The 15,814-nt window shown below is 64.7% G+C and carries 18 protein-coding genes; 11 read left to right on the plus strand and 7 right to left on the minus strand.

Annotated elements, in window-relative coordinates:
* Window positions 1-30: 30 nt before the first annotated feature.
* Genes BJ6T_RS41270 through BJ6T_RS41280 form a run of 3 tightly spaced genes read left to right on the plus strand, consistent with a single transcriptional unit; the run spans window position 31 to window position 3,457 of the window.
* Window positions 31-1,002: an ABC transporter permease gene (locus tag BJ6T_RS41270; protein WP_014498463.1), complete on the plus strand. Its 972-nt coding sequence runs from the start codon at window positions 31-33 to the stop codon at window positions 1,000-1,002.
* On the plus strand, window positions 999-1,838 hold the full coding sequence (locus BJ6T_RS41275) for an ABC transporter permease (RefSeq protein ID WP_014498464.1): 840 nt from the start codon (window positions 999-1,001) through the stop codon (window positions 1,836-1,838). The genes BJ6T_RS41270 and BJ6T_RS41275 overlap by 4 nt, the downstream gene beginning before the upstream one ends.
* Entirely contained in the window at window positions 1,838-3,457 is a 1,620-nt protein-coding gene (locus BJ6T_RS41280) for an ABC transporter ATP-binding protein (RefSeq protein WP_014498465.1), read from the plus strand. The genes BJ6T_RS41275 and BJ6T_RS41280 overlap by 1 nt, the downstream gene beginning before the upstream one ends.
* Window positions 3,458-3,475: 18 nt before the next feature.
* Here BJ6T_RS41280 and BJ6T_RS49825 read toward each other — a convergent pair whose 3' ends face one another.
* On the minus strand, window positions 3,476-3,748 hold the full coding sequence (locus tag BJ6T_RS49825; protein WP_080593955.1) for a hypothetical protein: 273 nt from the start codon (window positions 3,746-3,748) through the stop codon (window positions 3,476-3,478).
* A gap of 387 nt (window positions 3,749-4,135) precedes the next feature.
* Between BJ6T_RS49825 and BJ6T_RS46760 the strand changes: the two genes are divergently transcribed.
* From BJ6T_RS46760 to BJ6T_RS41290, 3 genes are all read left to right on the plus strand, one after another.
* Window positions 4,136-4,339, plus strand: coding sequence for a hypothetical protein (locus tag BJ6T_RS46760; RefSeq protein ID WP_141379200.1), 204 nt, complete (start codon window positions 4,136-4,138; stop codon window positions 4,337-4,339).
* Complete coding sequence (locus tag BJ6T_RS41285) at window positions 4,336-4,545, plus strand: hypothetical protein (protein WP_014498468.1); 210 nt, start codon at window positions 4,336-4,338, stop codon at window positions 4,543-4,545. Before BJ6T_RS46760 ends, BJ6T_RS41285 begins: the two co-directional genes overlap by 4 nt.
* Before the next feature lie 104 nt (window positions 4,546-4,649).
* Window positions 4,650-5,585 carry an AEC family transporter gene (locus tag BJ6T_RS41290; protein WP_014498469.1) on the plus strand — a complete coding sequence of 312 codons (936 nt, stop codon included), beginning with the start codon at window positions 4,650-4,652 and terminating at the stop codon, window positions 5,583-5,585.
* Window positions 5,586-5,615: 30 nt separating this feature from the next.
* Here the strand turns inward: BJ6T_RS41290 and BJ6T_RS41295 are convergent, their stop codons facing one another.
* The gene (locus BJ6T_RS41295) at window positions 5,616-5,903 is read right to left on the minus strand and encodes a hypothetical protein (RefSeq protein ID WP_028170197.1); all 288 of its coding nucleotides are present in this window, start codon (window positions 5,901-5,903) and stop codon (window positions 5,616-5,618) included.
* Window positions 5,904-6,018: 115 nt separating this feature from the next.
* A complete protein-coding gene (locus BJ6T_RS41300; protein ID WP_014498471.1) occupies window positions 6,019-6,360 on the minus strand; it encodes a hypothetical protein in 342 nt (113 codons plus the stop codon).
* A 120-nt stretch (window positions 6,361-6,480) separates the two neighbouring features.
* On the opposite strand from BJ6T_RS41300, the gene BJ6T_RS41305 reads away from it, so the two are divergent.
* The 4 genes from BJ6T_RS41305 to BJ6T_RS41320 all read left to right on the plus strand — a co-directional run bounded on the left by BJ6T_RS41305 (window position 6,481) and on the right by BJ6T_RS41320 (window position 11,270).
* A complete protein-coding gene (locus BJ6T_RS41305) occupies window positions 6,481-6,801 on the plus strand; it encodes a hypothetical protein (RefSeq protein ID WP_014498472.1) in 321 nt (106 codons plus the stop codon).
* A 224-nt stretch (window positions 6,802-7,025) separates the two neighbouring features.
* Window positions 7,026-7,751 (plus strand): outer membrane protein, encoded by a 726-nt coding sequence (locus BJ6T_RS41310; RefSeq protein ID WP_028170198.1) that lies wholly within the window; start codon window positions 7,026-7,028, stop codon window positions 7,749-7,751.
* A 165-nt stretch (window positions 7,752-7,916) separates the two neighbouring features.
* Window positions 7,917-10,073 (plus strand): methyl-accepting chemotaxis protein, encoded by a 2,157-nt coding sequence (locus tag BJ6T_RS41315; protein WP_028170199.1) that lies wholly within the window; start codon window positions 7,917-7,919, stop codon window positions 10,071-10,073.
* A 135-nt stretch (window positions 10,074-10,208) separates the two neighbouring features.
* Window positions 10,209-11,270: an MBL fold metallo-hydrolase gene (locus BJ6T_RS41320; RefSeq protein ID WP_014498475.1), complete on the plus strand. Its 1,062-nt coding sequence runs from the start codon at window positions 10,209-10,211 to the stop codon at window positions 11,268-11,270.
* A gap of 172 nt (window positions 11,271-11,442) precedes the next feature.
* Here the strand turns inward: BJ6T_RS41320 and aroQ are convergent, their stop codons facing one another.
* The 4 genes from aroQ to BJ6T_RS41340 are packed head-to-tail and all read right to left on the minus strand — an operon-like array spanning window position 11,443 to window position 14,773.
* Window positions 11,443-11,874, minus strand: a complete 432-nt coding sequence (gene aroQ / locus BJ6T_RS41325) for a type II 3-dehydroquinate dehydratase (RefSeq protein ID WP_014498476.1) — start codon at window positions 11,872-11,874, stop codon at window positions 11,443-11,445.
* Between the two features lie 19 nt (window positions 11,875-11,893).
* Window positions 11,894-13,174, minus strand: a complete 1,281-nt coding sequence (locus BJ6T_RS41330) for a TRAP transporter large permease (RefSeq protein WP_014498477.1) — start codon at window positions 13,172-13,174, stop codon at window positions 11,894-11,896.
* Entirely contained in the window at window positions 13,171-13,719 is a 549-nt protein-coding gene (locus BJ6T_RS41335) for a TRAP transporter small permease (RefSeq protein ID WP_014498478.1), read from the minus strand. The genes BJ6T_RS41330 and BJ6T_RS41335 overlap by 4 nt, the downstream gene beginning before the upstream one ends.
* 25 nt (window positions 13,720-13,744) lie before the next feature.
* On the minus strand, window positions 13,745-14,773 hold the full coding sequence (locus BJ6T_RS41340; RefSeq protein ID WP_014498479.1) for a TRAP transporter substrate-binding protein: 1,029 nt from the start codon (window positions 14,771-14,773) through the stop codon (window positions 13,745-13,747).
* A 156-nt stretch (window positions 14,774-14,929) separates the two neighbouring features.
* Here BJ6T_RS41340 and BJ6T_RS41345 point away from each other — a divergent pair, with 156 nt between their 5' ends.
* A complete protein-coding gene (locus tag BJ6T_RS41345) occupies window positions 14,930-15,664 on the plus strand; it encodes a GntR family transcriptional regulator (RefSeq protein ID WP_014498480.1) in 735 nt (244 codons plus the stop codon).
* The last annotated feature ends 150 nt before the right edge of the window (window positions 15,665-15,814 follow it).

Consider the following 15,814-nt stretch of genomic DNA (forward strand, 5'->3'; position numbering starts at 1 on the left):
CCCTCATGTTAAACAAGTGTCGCTCTAACTATGCTCTCCTTCGTCGCTCAGCGTGTCCTGAAGGGCGTGATCGTCCTGCTCGCGATCGTCGTCCTCAATTTCTTCCTGATCCGGCTTGCGCCCGGCGACCCCGCGGTCGTGATGGCGGGCGAGGCCGGCGCCAGTGACCAGGTCTTCGTCAAGCAGCTCCGGGAAAAGTTCGGCCTCGACAAGCCGCTGCCGGAGCAGCTCTTCATCTATGTCAAGGGCGTCGTCACCCTCGACCTCGGCTTCTCCTTCCGCCAGCAGGCGCCGGTCGCCAAGCTGATCGGCGAGCGGCTGCCGGCGACGCTGCTGCTGACGCTGACGGCCTTCGCGATCTCGCTCATGCTCGGCGTTCTCTTCGGCACCTTCGCCGCGCGCTTTGCCGGTACCTTCCTCGACACGGCCATCACCGTGTTCGCGCTGATCTTCTACGCCATGCCGATCTTCTGGGTGGCGTTGATGGGAATCCTGCTGTTCTCGGTCACCATGGATTGGCTGCCGAGCTTCGGCTACGAGACGGTCGGCGCCAACCTCACCGGCCTTGCCCACGCGGTCGACGTCGCAAAGCACCTGATCATGCCGGCGATGACGCTCGGCCTGTTCTTCATGGCGACCTACACCCGCATGACGCGCGCGTCGATGCTGGAAGTGAAACGCCTCGACTTCGTCAAGACCGCGCGCGCAAAGGGCCTCTCCGACGCCGTGATCCAGCGCCGACACGTGCTGCGCAACGCGCTGCTGCCGGTCGTGACGCTGGCCGGTGTGCATTCCGGCACGCTGATCGGCGGCGCCGTCATCACCGAGACCGTGTTCGCCTGGCCCGGCATCGGGCGCCTGATGTACGACGCGCTGCTCCAGCGCGACTACAACCTGCTGCTCGGCGTCTTCGTGATCTGCTCCGCCATGGTGCTGATCTTCAACCTCGTCACCGACCTCGTCTACCGCCTGGTCGACCCGCGCATCGAATTCGCCTCATGAAACAGTTCTGGAAATCGATGCTGAAGAGCCCGAGCGGCGTCATCGGGCTCGTCATCCTTGTCCTTGCGATCTCAGTCGCGGTGTTCGGGCCGATGCTGTTCCCGAATTCGCCCTGGCGCATGGTGCAGCGGCCATTCCTGCCGCCCTTCACGCTCTCGACCGTGCCGCTCGGCACCGACGCGCTCGGCCGCGACGTGTTCGCCGGCATGATCTTTGGCGCCCGCGTCTCGCTGCTGGTCGGTCTCGTCTCCACGCTGGTCGCGCTGGTCGTCGGCGTTCCCATCGGCGCCATGGCCGGCTATTTCGGCGGCAAGGTCGACGACGCCCTGATGCGCTTCACCGAATTCTTCCAGACCATTCCAAGCTTCGCGCTCGCGATCGTGCTGGTCGCGATCCTGCAGCCCTCGATCTATTCGATCGTGGCCTCGATCGCGGTGGTGAGCTGGCCACCGGTCGCCCGCCTCGTGCGCGGCGAGGTGCTGTCGCTGCGCACGCGCGAATATGTCCAGGCCGCCGTCGTCACCGGCCAGAGCAATACCTGGATCATCCTGCGCGAGATCCTGCCCAACGCGCTGTCGCCGGTGATCGTGCTGGCCTCGCTGATGGTGGCGACCGCGATCCTGCTGGAATCCTCGCTGGCGTTCCTTGGACTCGGCGATCCCAATCTGATCTCCTGGGGCTACATGGTCGGCGCCGGCCGCACGGTGATCCGCCAGGCCTGGTGGATCACCGTGTTTCCCGGCATCGCCATTCTGATCTCGGTGCTCGGGCTGAACCTGATCGGCGAAGGCCTCAACGATGCGCTCAATCCGCGGCTGTCGCGGGAGGGCCGCTGATGACCGCCCCGCCCGCCGTCTCCATCAAAAATTTGCGGATCGCGCTGCCCAAGGGCGCCGAGCGTCCGTTCGCGGTCGACGGCGTCTCGCTGGCTTTGCGGCCCGGCAAGATCGTCTGCGTCGTCGGCGAATCCGGCTCCGGCAAGTCGATGTGCGCGCACGCGCTGATGGGCCTGCTGCCTGATACGGTCACCGTCACCTCCGGCGAGATCCAGTTCGAAGGCCGCGACCTGCTCAAGCTCGATGACGACGGCTGGCGCGATCTGCGCGGCCGCCGGCTCGCGATGATTTTTCAGGAGCCGATGACCGCGCTCAATCCGTTGATGCGGATCGGCGACCAGATGGCGGAGATGTTCGAGGCCCATGGCCTGCTGACGCCGAAGGAGCGGCGCGCCAAGGCCCTGTCGCTGGCGCGCGAGGTCGGCCTGCCCGACCCCGAGCGCATTGTCCGCGCCTATCCGCACCAGCTCTCCGGCGGCCAGCGCCAGCGCGCCATGATCGCGATGGCGCTCGCGCTCGAGCCTGCGGTGCTGGTCGCGGACGAGCCCACCACCGCGCTCGACGTCACCACCCAGGCGCAGATCCTGAAACTGATCCGCAACCTCCAGCGCAACCGCAACATGGCGGTGATGTTCATCACCCATGATTTCGGCGTGGTCGCCGACATCGCCGACCAGGTCGTGGTGCTCCGGCATGGCAAGGTCGTCGAGGAAGGCCCCGCTAGCTCCGTCTTCAACAATCCGCAGCATGACTACACCAAGGCGCTGCTCGCCGCCGTACCGTCGATGGACCCGCCGGCGCGTGAGCCGCTTGACGACCAGGCGAGGGCCGTCGAGGTGATCGGGCTGGACAAGACCTATGTCACCTCAGGCGGCTGGTTTCGCGAGGACCGCCGCGTCGATGCCGCGCGCGAAGTCAACTTCAACATCCTCAAGGGCGAGACGCTCGGCCTCGTCGGCGAATCCGGCTCCGGCAAATCGTCGGTGGCGCGGCTGGTGATGCGACTGATCGAAGCCGACCGCGGCACGGTGCGGATCGGCGAGACCGATCTCACGCAGCTCTCGGGCAAGGCGCTCCGCGCCGAGCGCCATCGCATCCAGATGATCTTCCAGGACCCGTTCGCCTCGCTCAATCCGCGGCGCAAGGTCGGGCACATCATCGCCGACGGTCCGATCGCGGCCGGCATCGATCCGAAGGTGGCGTTCGACCGCGCCCGCGATCTCCTCAAGATGGTCGGGCTGGACGCCGGCGCGCTCGACCGCTACCCGCATGAATTCTCCGGCGGCCAGCGCCAGCGCATCGGCATCGCGCGCGCACTCGCGCTCGAACCGGAGATCATCGTCGCGGATGAGGCCGTCTCCGCGCTCGACGTCTCCGTGCAGGCGCAGGTGCTGCGACTGCTCGAAGACCTCAAGGCGCGCCTTGGCCTCTCGATGCTGTTCATCACCCACGACCTCCGCGTCGCAGCGCAGATCTGCGACCGCATCGCGGTGATGCAGCGCGGCGCCATCGTCGAGTTGAAGCCGACCGCGCAACTCTTCGCCGCGCCGGAGCACGCCTATACGCGCGAGCTGCTGGCGGCGGTGCCCGGGCGGAAGGAACGCGCGCCGGCGGCGTGAGGCGGCCGATCGCGGTTGCTACTTGGCCGGAGGGTTGGTGTTCTTCCAGGTGGGGACTGAGTTGGTCACGCCGACCGATGGTTGATTGGACGTTCCGATCGACGGCGCAGTGACGGTCCCGACGGTCTGCCCGGAGCTTCCATAAGTTGTGCCTTGGGTTACTGGCGCTCCGGAGCCACCGCCCGTGTTGCTTTGGGTGCCCGCCGCAGACGTCTGCGCGCCTGCAGCGAATGGCGATGCCGCAAATCCGACCGCGATAAGTACCGCAATCGAGCGTCCGATTCTTGTCATGGCTAGTCCTTTCGGGCGTGGTGTCTCAGTCGCGTCGGCCGTTCGCTCGTCGAACCACTCGTGCACTGAGCAATCTTACAACTCCACGCGCGCCAAAATGTGCCGCAACACGGTCACAATGCAGCGCCTGGCGCTCCATCACGATGGCGCGACGAGCAACTCCAGTCGAACAAGAGCGCACTCCCCGCCCCTTAGCTCGCCGCCGCGCCGCGGTGCCGGGACACGAGCAGCGCGCGCCCGCAACGTCAGGCCAGCTCATGGCTAAGGTATTCCGCTCCTCTTCGCGCAGCGGAACAGTCACGGGCTTTTTATCCCTCGTGACCGTCCGCACAGATGCGAAACAGAGGCCGACACCCCACATTCGCATGGAATGATTTCCATCATCTGATGATGGATTTCCGATCCATTGGAGCCAATATGGGCCAGGTTATTCAGTTTGTTTCGAAATCCGAGCGCGAGCGCATTCGCCTCATTCAGGAGGCACGCGCGATCTACGACAGCATTTTTCCGCCGGCTGATCCGAGCGGCGGGCATCAGGACAAGGCGACGATCGGCCGCGCGGCCAACGGCGACGCAGGAAATCTGGCGTGATCAAGATCATCGCGGTGCTCTGCAGCCTCTCCTCTCCGACAAATTGTCACGAGCAGATCGTCACCACCTCCGACTTCGCCAACGTCTCGATGCAGTCCTGCATGATGGGCGCGCCGCAGCTCGCCGAATGGATGAACCAGCATCCGGCCGAGCGCCTGGCTGGATGGCGCTGCGTGTTCGGTCAACAGACCGGCAGGGGCGCCTGAGGCCACAGGCCGTCTGATCAAGGACGGCGCCATCCAGTTGAACCGTGACGAGCATGCATCGCCAGGCTAGAATGGCGACGCTGCTGGGCAGAGGGGGACGCCGGATGGAGGTCGCCAGCCTCGTTCTTCCCGTGTTCGCAATCATCGTCACCGGCTGGCTTGCCGGCGAGCTCGGTTATCTCTCCCGCTCGCTTGCGGACGCGCTGGTGCATTTTGCCTACAACGTGGCGATGCCGGCGCTGCTGATCGTCACGATCGCCCAGGAGCCAGCGCGCAACCTGCTGGAATGGCGCTTCCTGCTCGCGTTCGGCGGCGGCTCCCTCCTCTGCTTCGCGCTGGTCTTCCTGGCGCTCCGCGCGGGCGCCAAGCGCGATCTCGCCAGCAGCACGATCCATGGCATGGCGGCGGCCATGACCAATACGGGCTTCGTGGCGCTCCCGATCCTGCACGCGATCTACGGCCAGCCCGCCGTCTTGCCCGCCGCGGTGGCGACGGTGTTCGTCGCCGGCGTGATGTTTCCGCTCACGGTCATCCTGCTGGAAAGGGACGGGCGCGGCCCTGCGCATTCGGCCGGGCTGGTGAAGCAGATCCTGCTCAATCCGATGGTGCTGTCGACGCTCATCGGTCTCGTCTGGGCGATCACGGGCTTGCCGATTCCGGCGCCGGTCGCGGCCTATCTCAACATCATTGCCGCCGCGCTCACGCCCTGCGCACTGTTTGCCATCGGGCTTGGTCTGTCGGTCGACGGTCTGCGATCCAACCTGAAAGCATCGTTCGCGCTCTCGACCGTGAAGCTGGTGGTGATGCCGCTGATCGTCTACGGACTTTGCGTGGTCACCGGCCTCAATCCGCTCTACACAGTCGCCGCCGTCATATGCGCGGCCGTGCCGACCGCGAAGACCGTCTATGTGCTGGCACACGAGCACAAGGTCGAGGAGAAGCTGGTTGCGGCCACCGTCTCGGTCACGACGATGCTTTCGGTCGCGACATTGCTGGTCGCGCTCTACCTGCTCTCCGGCCTCGCGCCCGGCGCGCGTTGACGGTCACCGGCGCGCCTGGCGACGTGTCCTTTATCTCGTGGTGTTGCTCCAGGTCGGCACCGCATTGGTCACGCCGACCGACGGCCAATTGTACGATCCGATCGAGGGCGCCGTGACCGTCCCGACCGTCTGTCCGGACGATCCGTAGGAGGCCCTGGGCTGCACGACCGGCAATGCGGCAGCGCCATAGGTGGGGGCCACCACGCCCGTGCTGTAGTGATGCCGGCTCGGCCGGGCCTTCTTCGCTTCGGCTGCGAAGGGCGCGGCAAGCAGTCCGACGGTGATGAGTGCGGCAATGGCGGGTTTGATGCTTGTCATGACTGTTCCCTTCATTGGCTGCGAGCCCATTCTGCCATGTGTTCATTCAACGCGGAATTTCCATGGGCACCCGTTCATAACTTCGTGCACGCCCGAATGGGCAACGCCGCCGTGGCTATCGTCGCTTCGGGCGACACGCCTTGCGGCCATGTCGCTCCTTGACTGTCGCGACAGAGTGCATCAGCTCCTTGAAGGCGACTATCGCCGGATCGTCAGCGAGCGCGTGGTCGGACCGCGACTCCAGATGCTCGACCACGGCCAGCAGCGCGTCCGCGATCTGTCCGATCTGCTTGCCGTAACCGGCGACATCCGACAGCACGTCCTTCTCGACATCTGGCGCCGAGGATTGCCCCACCGTGATGTTGACGAGGCCGAACTGGCCGCCGGTGGGACTGAAGAACGACGGATAAATGGACTGGACGACATCCCCCGACAGGGGCAGCTTGAACACAGGCATGCGATTTCGCCTCGCTGATGCTCGACCGGCACGGACACACTATCACGAGCACCCGCCTTCGGATGGACCCGAATCAGCGCTAGTGGATTGCCTTCGGTGACTTCCCTGGACGCAATCAGCATGACCGGCCCCGAACTGAAGCAGCTCCGCAACGACCTTTCCGACGCGCTCGAGCGCAAGCTCACCGCGGCCGACATGGCCAGGCTTTGCGGACTGCCGGCGCAGGGCGGCGCCGATACCATCCGGCGCTGGGAGGTCCGTGGCCCGACGCCGTCCGCGACCAAGGTGCTGCGCGTGCTCGCGATGGCGAGCGAGCGCTATCCGATCATGGAGAAGTTCGACGTCTTCGATCGCCACGACGTCCGCGAGGAGGACCGGCCCGCAAGGCGCGCGGCCTTCCGCTCGCAGATGCGCGATGAGGTGCGGCGGCGGCTTGGTTAACGAGAGACGTGCGCAAGTTACCCGAGACGTGCGACGTTAAGCCTTCCTTCACCACTTCTTAAGCCGGCATTAAGCACGAAAATCATTTACAGCCCAATAAGTTAGGTTGGCTGTCGTTGTGCCATGCATGTGACAGCATTTTCGTCAAAAGCGAGCTATCTGCAAAACCAACGACGGCGCGGACAGCGCGCCTGCCGGGGACCAAAGTGCTGGAGTTCAAGACGATGAAGAAGATTTTGTTTGCAACCGTTGCCCTGCTCGTGGTGAGCGCTGCCGCGCCGGCCGTCGGCGCCGATCTCGGCAACCGCAACTATTACAAGGCGCCCGCGCCGGCCTATGCCGCGCCGATCTATAACTGGACGGGCTTCTATATCGGCGGCCATGTCGGCGGCGCGTTCTCCAGCGACAACAATTTCAACGGCCTCTCCACCGGCAACAACGGCAACGGCCGTTTCCTCGGCGGCGTGCAGGTCGGTGCGGACTGGCAGTTCAACCCGAGCTTCGTGGTCGGCGTCGAAGGCCAGTACTCCTGGCTTTCCGGCAGCGTCGGCGCTGTGTTTCCGGGCGGCATCGCCTACAGCAACGACCAGCGTGGCCTCGGCTCGATCACCGGCCGCGTCGGCTACACCTGGGGTCCGGGCCTGCTCTACGTGAAGGGCGGCTACGCCTATTCCGACAACAACGAGAAGGTGACCGTCGGCGGCGTGCCGACCGCCTTCCTCATCACCGGCGATCACCGCAACGGCTACACCGTCGGCGCGGGCCTCGAATACATGTTCGCCCCGAACTGGTCGGCCAAGGCCGAGTATCAGTACTACAATTTCGGCGACGCGAGCTTCACCGGCGGTCCGCTGGCGGGCACCGGCAGCTTCACCACCGACGACCACACCATCAAGGCGGGCGTCAACTACCGCTTCAACTGGGCCAACTCGGCGGTCGCGCGCTACTGATCGCGCCTCCAAATATCTCTTCGCAATCAAGGGCCGGCAAATCTGCCGGCCCTTTCTTTTTCGCTGTGCGGAACAGGCGCAACCGATTGTGCAACTTGCGATTTTTTAACCCGGCCGAAGGATACTCCGCGGCGAAAATATAAAGATCACGCGTGGGGAATTTCGATGGCGATCCGTCTGGGTGCTGGCCGTGTCCTTGGCCGTCTCAAGCCTCGTTTCAAGATGCCAAGGTGGGGCGTGCGCGGCAGCCTGTTCGCCGCCTTCGCGTTGATCGCGGGCATGGGCCTCGTGATCGCAGCCGGCGCCGGCTTCGTCTTCAATCACCTCGGCGCGACCATGATGGATCTGAGCGGCCGCGACATCCCGCGCCTCTCCGCCAGCCTGCAGCTCGCCTCGCAAAGCGCGACACTCGCGGCGCAAGGCCCGGGCCTGCTCGCATCGCCCTCCGACGAGGCGCTGAAGGAACGCACCAAGAGCGTGAAGGACATCCAGCAGCTCGCCATGGCCAAGCTCGGCGAGATCATCGAGCTCGGCGCCGACAAGCAGATCGCAACCGCGCTGCGCGACACCGCCAAGAGCATCGACGAGGCGACCCAGAGCCTGGTGTCGGCCGCGCGCGAGCGGCTCGAGACCGGCGCGCTGCATGACAAGCAGTATGAGGCGCTACGCAAGGCGCAGCTCACCTTCGTCGGCGCGGCCGGTCCTGCGATGCTGGACGCACAGACGCGCCTGAACGCGATCCTCGGCGCGGCGGAAGTTTCCGCAGATGATGCGACTGAGGCTGCCCGCACCGTCTCCCAGGTCGCGACAATCTCCGCCAACGGCAATCTGATGGCCGCCGACATGATGGCGGCGCTGTCGGCCAACAACAGCGACACGCTGGAGGCGATCGAGAAGGAGTTCAAGGCGACGCGCGACCGCGTCAAGTCGAACCTCGAGGACCTCCCGAACATGCCCTCGATGCAGACGGTGCGCGACACCGTGCAGAAGCTGTTCGCCTTCGGCGAGGGCAAGACCGGCGTGTTCAAGATTCGCCAGAAGGAGCTCGACGCCATCGACTACGGCCAGACTATCCTGGACGAGACCCGCAAGCTCAATGTCGGTCTCGGCATCAGCGTGCAGCAGCTCGTCGACGGCGTGCAGAAGGAGACCAACGCCTCGACCTTCCAGGCGCGCCAGGAGATCTCGCTTGCCACCACCGCGATGCTCGCGCTGGGCGCGCTGATGCTGGTCGGCTCGGCGCTGTTCGTCCGGCTCTATGTCGGCCGCAACATCCTGCGGCGGATCGGCGCGCTGCATCAGTCGATGCAGCTGCTCGCGAACGGCGACCTCGAGACGGAGATCTACCGCTCGAAGCACCACAACGACGAAATCTCGGTGATGGCAAACACGCTGCAGGTGTTTCGCGAGAGCATGATCGAGGCCCGCGCGATGTCGAGCGAGCAGGACAAGGACCGTGTCGCCAAGGCCGAGCGTGCCGGGCGCATGGAAGCGAAGATCGCCGAGTTCGAGGGTGCGGTACGCAACGCGCTCGACAATCTCGCGCAGTCGGCCAATTCGATGCAGTCCACAGCGCAGAGCATGTCGAACACCGCCGACCAGTCCAACGCGCTGGTAAACGCGGTCGCCTCCGCTGCCGAGGAGACCTCGGTCAACGTGCAGACCGTGTCATCAGGCACCGAGCAGCTGTCGTCCTCGATCGAGGAGATCAGCAAGCAGGTCGTCACCTCGGCCGCGATCGCCAGGAAGGCGGTCGACGAGGCCGGCGCCACCGACACCACGGTGCAGAGCCTTGCCGACAGTGCGAGCCGCATCAGCGTCGTGGTCGACCTGATCCAGACGATCGCGTCTCAGACCAACCTGCTCGCGCTCAACGCCACCATCGAGGCGGCGCGCGCGGGCGAGGCCGGCCGCGGCTTCGCGGTGGTCGCCTCCGAGGTGAAGAGCCTCGCGAGCCAGACCGCCAAGGCGACGGAAGAGATCCGCACCCAGATCGCCAGCATGCAGCAGGTCACCACCTCGGCGGTAGGCGCCATCCAGAGCATCGGCCGGATCATCGGCGAGATCAACGACGTGACGACGACGATCGCCGCCGCGGTCGAGGAACAGGGCGCAGCGACCCGCGAAATCGCCCGCAACATCCAGCATGCCGCCGGCGGCACCAGCGAGGTCTCCAGCAACATCATCGGCGTCTCCACGGCTTCGGCGGAAGCCGGCGCGGCGGCGAGCGAAGTGCTGGGCGCCTCCGACGCGCTCCGCCGCGAAGCCGACATGCTGCGCGGAGAGATCGACGCGTTCCTCAACAACATGCGGGCGGCGTAAGCCGCCGGTCCGTAGCCCGGATGGAGCGCCGCGTAATCCGGGCTACGGAAAACTGCGGGTATGACCGCCATGCGGAGACCACGGCCCGGCCTTTTTCGGCTGGCGCCCCGCGCCCGGCGGGTTTAAGCCGGTAGCATGAACCCGAAAACCGACACCGTGCAGTCCTCGGCCGAGGCCCTGCGCTATCCCTGGGAACAGCATCCCGGCCCCAAAGAGGTCGTCGAGGTGCGTCCCGGCGTGTTGTGGGCGCGGCTGAAACTGCCGTTCCGCCTCAACCACGTGAACATCTACCTGCTCGCCGACGGCGACGGCTATGCCATGGTCGATGCCGGCTTCGGCAATGAAGAGACGATCGAGGCCTGGACCAGACTGTTCGAGGGACCGCTGAAGGGCGTCAATATCACCCGCCTGATCGTCACGCATTCGCACCCCGATCACGTCGGCCTCGCGGGCTGGATCGTCGAGCGGTTCAACTGCCCGCTGGTGATGTCGCAGGTCGAATATCTGCAATCGGTCTACCACCAGAACCGGGGCACCGAGGAGCGGCGCGAAGCCCAGCGGCTGTTCTTCCGCCGCCACGGCATGGACGAGTCGCTCACCGAAAAGCTGCTCGGCCGCGGCCAGGATTATCTCAAGCGCGTCTCGGTGCTGCCGCCGTCCTACCGCCGCATCTCGCATGGCGACGAGATCGTGATCGGCACCCGCCGCTTCAAGGTCATCACCGGCGGCGGGCACGCGCTCGACCAGGTGATGCTGTATTGCGCCGGCGACAAGCTGTTCCTCTCCGCCGACCAGGTGCTGAGCAAGATCTCGCCCAATGTCAGCGTCTGGGCCGTCGAGCCCGACCAGAACTCGCTCGGCGAATATCTGGCCTCGCTCGCGAGCCTGACCACCACCCTGCCCTACGATCTGCTGGTGCTGCCCGGCCACGGCGTGCCGTTCTATGGTCTGAAGACCCGCATCAAGCAGCTCGCCGACCACCACGAGGAGCGCTGCCGCCTGATCGCGGAAGCCTGCAGCGAGGAGCCGCAGACCTCGCGCGCCCTGGTGCCTGTCGTGTTCAACAAGCACGTGCTGGACGAGCACCAGATGGGCTTTGCCGCCGGCGAGCTCGTTGCCCACGTCAATTACATGATCGTCGAGGGCCGGCTGACGGCGGAGACGAAGGACGGCGTGTTCCAGTTCCGGACGACGTGAGCGTTCACTTCACCTCGCCCCGCTTGCGGGGAGAGGTCGGTCGCGAAGCGACCGGGTGAGGGGGACTCTCCGCGAGTCCAACTCTCACCGTGCTCGCGGAAGCAGCCCCTCACCCCAACCCTCTCCTCGTAAGAACGGGGCGAGGGAGCAGACCTCCGCCGCGGCTACCAGCTCACTTCGTATTGGCGATCGCGTGCAGCGCCGCGACGTAGCCGAACGGGCCGAGCCCGCAGATCACACCGGTCGCCACGAACGAGATCTTCGAATGCCGGTGATATTCGTCGCGGGCGTGAATGTTTGAGATGTGGACCTCCAGCACCGGGCCTTCGAAGGTCTTGATCGCGTCCATGATCGATACCGAGGTGAAGGAGAGGCCGGCCGGATTGATGATGATGGCATCGGCGTCCTGCCGCGCCGACTGGATCAGATCGACCAGCACGCCTTCATGGTTGGACTGGTGGAAGGCGAGCTTGAGCCCGAGCTTGGCGGCCGCTTCCTCGCAGCTCGCATTGACCTCCGCGAGCGTGGTCGTGCCGTAGATGTGCGGCTCGCGGATGCCGAGCATGTTGAGGTTGGGACCGTTGAGGATCATCACGCGCTTCATGGACAGGTCCTTCTGGAAGTTAGCCACCGAACCACTTGGCCGGGCCGGTGACGAGAACGGGAAACAGCGTCAGCAAGGCTAGCACGACGAGCTGCGCGATCATGAAGGGCCAGACGCCGCGGATCAGATCATCCATCGAGACGCGGGCAACGCCGCAGACGACGTTGAGCACGACGCCGACGGGCGGCGTGATCAGGCCGATCGCATTGTTGATGATGAAGAGCACGCCGAAATAGACCGGGTCGATGCCGGCCTGCTTGACGATCGGCATCAGGATCGGCGTCAGGATCAGGATCGTCGGCGTCATGTCCAGCGCGGTGCCGACGATGACGACGATGATCATCAGGACGAAGGTGAGGAGGGTCTTGTTGCCCGCGAACGGCTGCACGAGCGCCACGATCTGGTCGGAGATCTCGGCAACCGTGATCAGCCAGGACGATACCAGCGCCGCAGCGACGAGGAACATCACGACAGCCGTGGTCTGCGCGGTTGAGACCAGCAGTGCCGGCACTTGTGCCGGCCTGAGCTCGCGATAGACGCCCATCGCCACCACCAGCGAGTAGACGGCGACGACGACGGCCGCTTCCGTCGGCGTGAAGATGCCGAAGCGGAGGCCGAAAATGATGATCATCGGCAGCATCAGGGCCCAGAAGCCGTCGATCAACGCGCGCCAGATCTCAGTGAGGCTCTTGCGCGGCAGGCGCGCCGGGTTCTCCTTGCGCACCACCCACCACCAGGCAAAGCACAGGCCGGCGCCGAGCAGCAGGCCCGGCACGATGCCGGCCAGGAACAGCTTCGAGATCGAGACATTGGCGGCGACGCCGAAAATGACGAAACCGATCGACGGAGGAATGACGGGCGCGATGATCCCGCCGGCAGCGACGAGGCCAGCCGCGCTGGCGCGATTGTGACCGGCGGCGGCCATCATCGGCACCAGGAGCGCACCGAGCGCAGCCGCGTCCGCGACCGCCGAGCCCGACAGCGAGGCCAGGATGCATGACGTCAGGATCGCGACATAGCCGAGGCCGCCGCGGAAATGGCCGACCAGGGCGATGGCGAAGTTGAGGATGCGGCGCGCCAGGCCACCGGTGTTCATGACCTCGCCGGCGAGAATGAAGAACGGCACCGCCATCAGCGGAAAGGAATCGACGCCATTGATGACGTTCTGCGCGATGATCTGGGAGTCGAACATCGCGAGATAGGTCATCAGTGCGATGCCGCAGATGATCAGCGCAAACGCGATCGGCATGCCGATCGCCATGGCGCCGAGCAGCGAGAAGGTGAAGACGGCGACAGTCATGCCTGCTGCTTTCCCCTCGCGGTGCCAGGAGAATGCGGGAGCTCCTCGGACTCGCTGATGGCGATCAGATCGGCATCGGCGATCTGCCCGGTCACGAGCCGATAGAGCTCATGCACGATGATCACGCAGGAGGAGGCGCCGAACACGATCCCGGCAGCGTAGAACAGGCCGACCGAGAGCCCCGAGGCGGGCGCCACCGTATCCCAGTTCAGCACCGTCTGCTTCCAGGAGCCCTCCGTCAGCAGCACGGAGGCATAGAGCATCAGCGCGTGGCTGAGGCCGTAGCAAACCTTGCGACCGAACGGCGACAGCACCTTGACGAGGCTATCGACGCCAAGATGGGCATGCTCCTTCAGGCCGATGATCGCGCCCAGAAACACCATCCACACGAACAGCCAGCGCGACAGCTCTTCCGAGATCGGTATCCCGGAATTGAAGCCGTAGCGCAGCACGACGTTGCCGAACACGAGCACCACCATGGCGGCGAGCAGCACCGCGATCACCGCGCGGAGCAGCCAGAAATAGGCGTCGACCACCGTTTTCATCACGTCCGTCCTGCTGCGCGTCGGCTTACGGCTTCAAAGCGTGCACGCGGTCGAGCTCACTATTGAACAGCTTGACGATGGCGGGGTCGTAGTCGGCCGAGAATTTTTCCGCGATCGGCTTTGTCTTCTCTCGCATGCGGTCGAGCTCGGCGGGTGCGATCTCGTTGACCGCCATGCCCTTGGCCTTGAGCTCGTCGATCGCGGCCTTGGCTTGCTCGCGGCTGACCTTGCGCTGGTAGTCGCGCGCCTCGATCGCCGCGTCCTGCAAGATCTTCTGCTCGTCAGGCGAAAGCCCGTCCCAGAATTTCTTGCTGATCAGGATGATGTTGGTCGAATAGGTGTGGTTGGTGACGCTGAGATACTTTTGCACCTCGAAGAACTTGTTCGACAGGATCACGGAGAACGGGTTCTCCTGGCCGTCGACGGTGCCCGTCTCCAGCGCGCTATAGAGCTCCGAGAAACTCATCGGCACCGGGTTGGCATTGAAGGCCTTGAAGGTCTCGAGATAGACCGGGTTCGGGATCACACGGATCTTGATGCCGCCGAGGTCCTCGCCCCTGGTGATGGCACGCTTGCTATTGGTGACGTTGCGGAAGCCGAGATCCCAATAAGCGAGACCAACCAGCCCCTTCTCAGGCAGCTTTGCCAGCAGCGCCGCGCCGAGCGGACCATCGAGCAAGGCGTCGGCCTGCTGCGGCGTCGAGACGATGAAGGGGAAATCGATCAGGCCGTAATCCTTGACGATGCCGACCAGCGACGTCGTCGCCGGCGACTGCATCTCCTGAGTGCCGGCGCGCAGCGCCGATTGCTGCTGCATCTCGCTGCCCAGCTGGTTGGCCGGATATTCGCGCACCTTGATCTTGCCGCCACTCTTCGCCGCGACGATCTCGGCGAATTTCTGCACGCCTTTGCTGACGGGATGGTCGGTGTTGTTGAGGTGCCCCCAGCGGATGGTGCGCTCCTGAATGGCCTGCGCCGAGACCGGCCCCATCGCGCCCAAGGCGACCGCGCCGATCGCCGCCACCAAAGCCAGACCTTTGAACCGAACGGGCATCGCCCCTCCCCTGTTGATCTCGTTCTTAGGGACTGGAACGTCTTATATGATGAATTACAAATCAACCTATATTTTAATTTTGTATGATATTATAAGAAACACTTGATAAAGTTACGAAATTTGGCAAAACGCACGTCCAACGCGCTAGGATGAGGCATGGACACCCTTCCCGAGACGACCGCCGAGACGGTGGGCGACAGCGCCTATCGCCGCATCCGCACCGACCTGATCTTCGGCAAGCTGACGCCGGGGCAGAAGCTGAAGCTCGAGCGGATGAGCGGCGCCTATGGCACCAGCATCTCGACGCTGCGCGAGACGCTGAACCGGCTGTGCTCGGAAGGTTTTGTCGTCGCCGAAGGCCAGCGCGGCTTCGAGGTCGCGCCGATCTCGGCGACCGAATTCCAGGAGATCGCTGAGCTGCGCGAGCTGCTCGAGGGCCACATGATCGAGAAGTCGTTTGCGGCCGGCGATCTCGACTGGGAGGCGCATATCGTCTCGGCGCATCACAAGCTCGCGGCGATGGAGCGGATGCTGCTGTCAGGCGAGCGATCCGATGCGGAGAGCTGGAAACAGTGCGATTTCCAGTTTCACCGCGCGCTCGTCGCGGCCTGCGGCTCGAAGGTGCTGCTCGATGCGCATGCCGCGGTCTATGACCGCTATCTGCGCTACCAGATGATCGCCGTGGTGTTCCGCGGCGAGATGGCGGCAGCCGAGCATCGCGAGTTGAAAGAGCTGGCGCTGAAGCGCGACGCCAAGGGCGCGAACAAGGTGCTGCACACCCACATCCATGATTGTGTGGCGCATGCCTTGCGCAATTCGGATTGGTTAAAGCCGGCGGCCGCCGTGAAGGAGGCGCGTGCCGAGCCGCGCAAGAAGGCCAAGGCCGGGTAGACCAGCACCACCGCGGATGGTGCAAAGCAACATTGCCTCTCGCGCGAACTTGATCGGGATCAAGTTTCAAATCGCACGATAGGGCATTTTGCCCAAATGCTCCCCATGCCCAAATGTGGGAAAGCGCATAGACTCTAGAGCTGGAAAAGC

This window comes from Bradyrhizobium japonicum USDA 6 (assembly GCF_000284375.1).
GTDB lineage: Bacteria > Pseudomonadota > Alphaproteobacteria > Rhizobiales > Xanthobacteraceae > Bradyrhizobium > Bradyrhizobium japonicum.

Bases quoted from the DNA above. Each gene is read 5' to 3' on its own strand.
- BJ6T_RS41270 (WP_014498463.1), top strand. From the start codon at position 31: ATGCTCTCCTTCGTCGCTCAGCGTGTCCTGAAGGGCGTGATCGTCCTG.
- BJ6T_RS41275 (WP_014498464.1), top strand. From the start codon at position 999: ATGAAACAGTTCTGGAAATCGATGCTGAAGAGCCCGAGCGGCGTCATC.
- BJ6T_RS41280 (WP_014498465.1), top strand. From the start codon at position 1,838: ATGACCGCCCCGCCCGCCGTCTCCATCAAAAATTTGCGGATCGCGCTG.
- BJ6T_RS49825 (WP_080593955.1), bottom strand. From the start codon at position 3,748: ATGACAAGAATCGGACGCTCGATTGCGGTACTTATCGCGGTCGGATTT.
- BJ6T_RS46760 (WP_141379200.1), top strand. From the start codon at position 4,136: ATGATGGATTTCCGATCCATTGGAGCCAATATGGGCCAGGTTATTCAG.
- BJ6T_RS41290 (WP_014498469.1), top strand. From the start codon at position 4,650: ATGGAGGTCGCCAGCCTCGTTCTTCCCGTGTTCGCAATCATCGTCACC.
- BJ6T_RS41295 (WP_028170197.1), bottom strand. From the start codon at position 5,903: ATGACAAGCATCAAACCCGCCATTGCCGCACTCATCACCGTCGGACTG.
- BJ6T_RS41300 (WP_014498471.1), bottom strand. From the start codon at position 6,360: ATGCCTGTGTTCAAGCTGCCCCTGTCGGGGGATGTCGTCCAGTCCATT.
- BJ6T_RS41305 (WP_014498472.1), top strand. From the start codon at position 6,481: ATGACCGGCCCCGAACTGAAGCAGCTCCGCAACGACCTTTCCGACGCG.
- BJ6T_RS41310 (WP_028170198.1), top strand. From the start codon at position 7,026: ATGAAGAAGATTTTGTTTGCAACCGTTGCCCTGCTCGTGGTGAGCGCT.
- BJ6T_RS41315 (WP_028170199.1), top strand. From the start codon at position 7,917: ATGGCGATCCGTCTGGGTGCTGGCCGTGTCCTTGGCCGTCTCAAGCCT.
- BJ6T_RS41320 (WP_014498475.1), top strand. From the start codon at position 10,209: ATGAACCCGAAAACCGACACCGTGCAGTCCTCGGCCGAGGCCCTGCGC.
- aroQ (WP_014498476.1), bottom strand. From the start codon at position 11,874: ATGAAGCGCGTGATGATCCTCAACGGTCCCAACCTCAACATGCTCGGC.
- BJ6T_RS41330 (WP_014498477.1), bottom strand. From the start codon at position 13,174: ATGACTGTCGCCGTCTTCACCTTCTCGCTGCTCGGCGCCATGGCGATC.
- BJ6T_RS41335 (WP_014498478.1), bottom strand. From the start codon at position 13,719: ATGAAAACGGTGGTCGACGCCTATTTCTGGCTGCTCCGCGCGGTGATC.
- BJ6T_RS41340 (WP_014498479.1), bottom strand. From the start codon at position 14,773: ATGCCCGTTCGGTTCAAAGGTCTGGCTTTGGTGGCGGCGATCGGCGCG.
- BJ6T_RS41345 (WP_014498480.1), top strand. From the start codon at position 14,930: ATGGACACCCTTCCCGAGACGACCGCCGAGACGGTGGGCGACAGCGCC.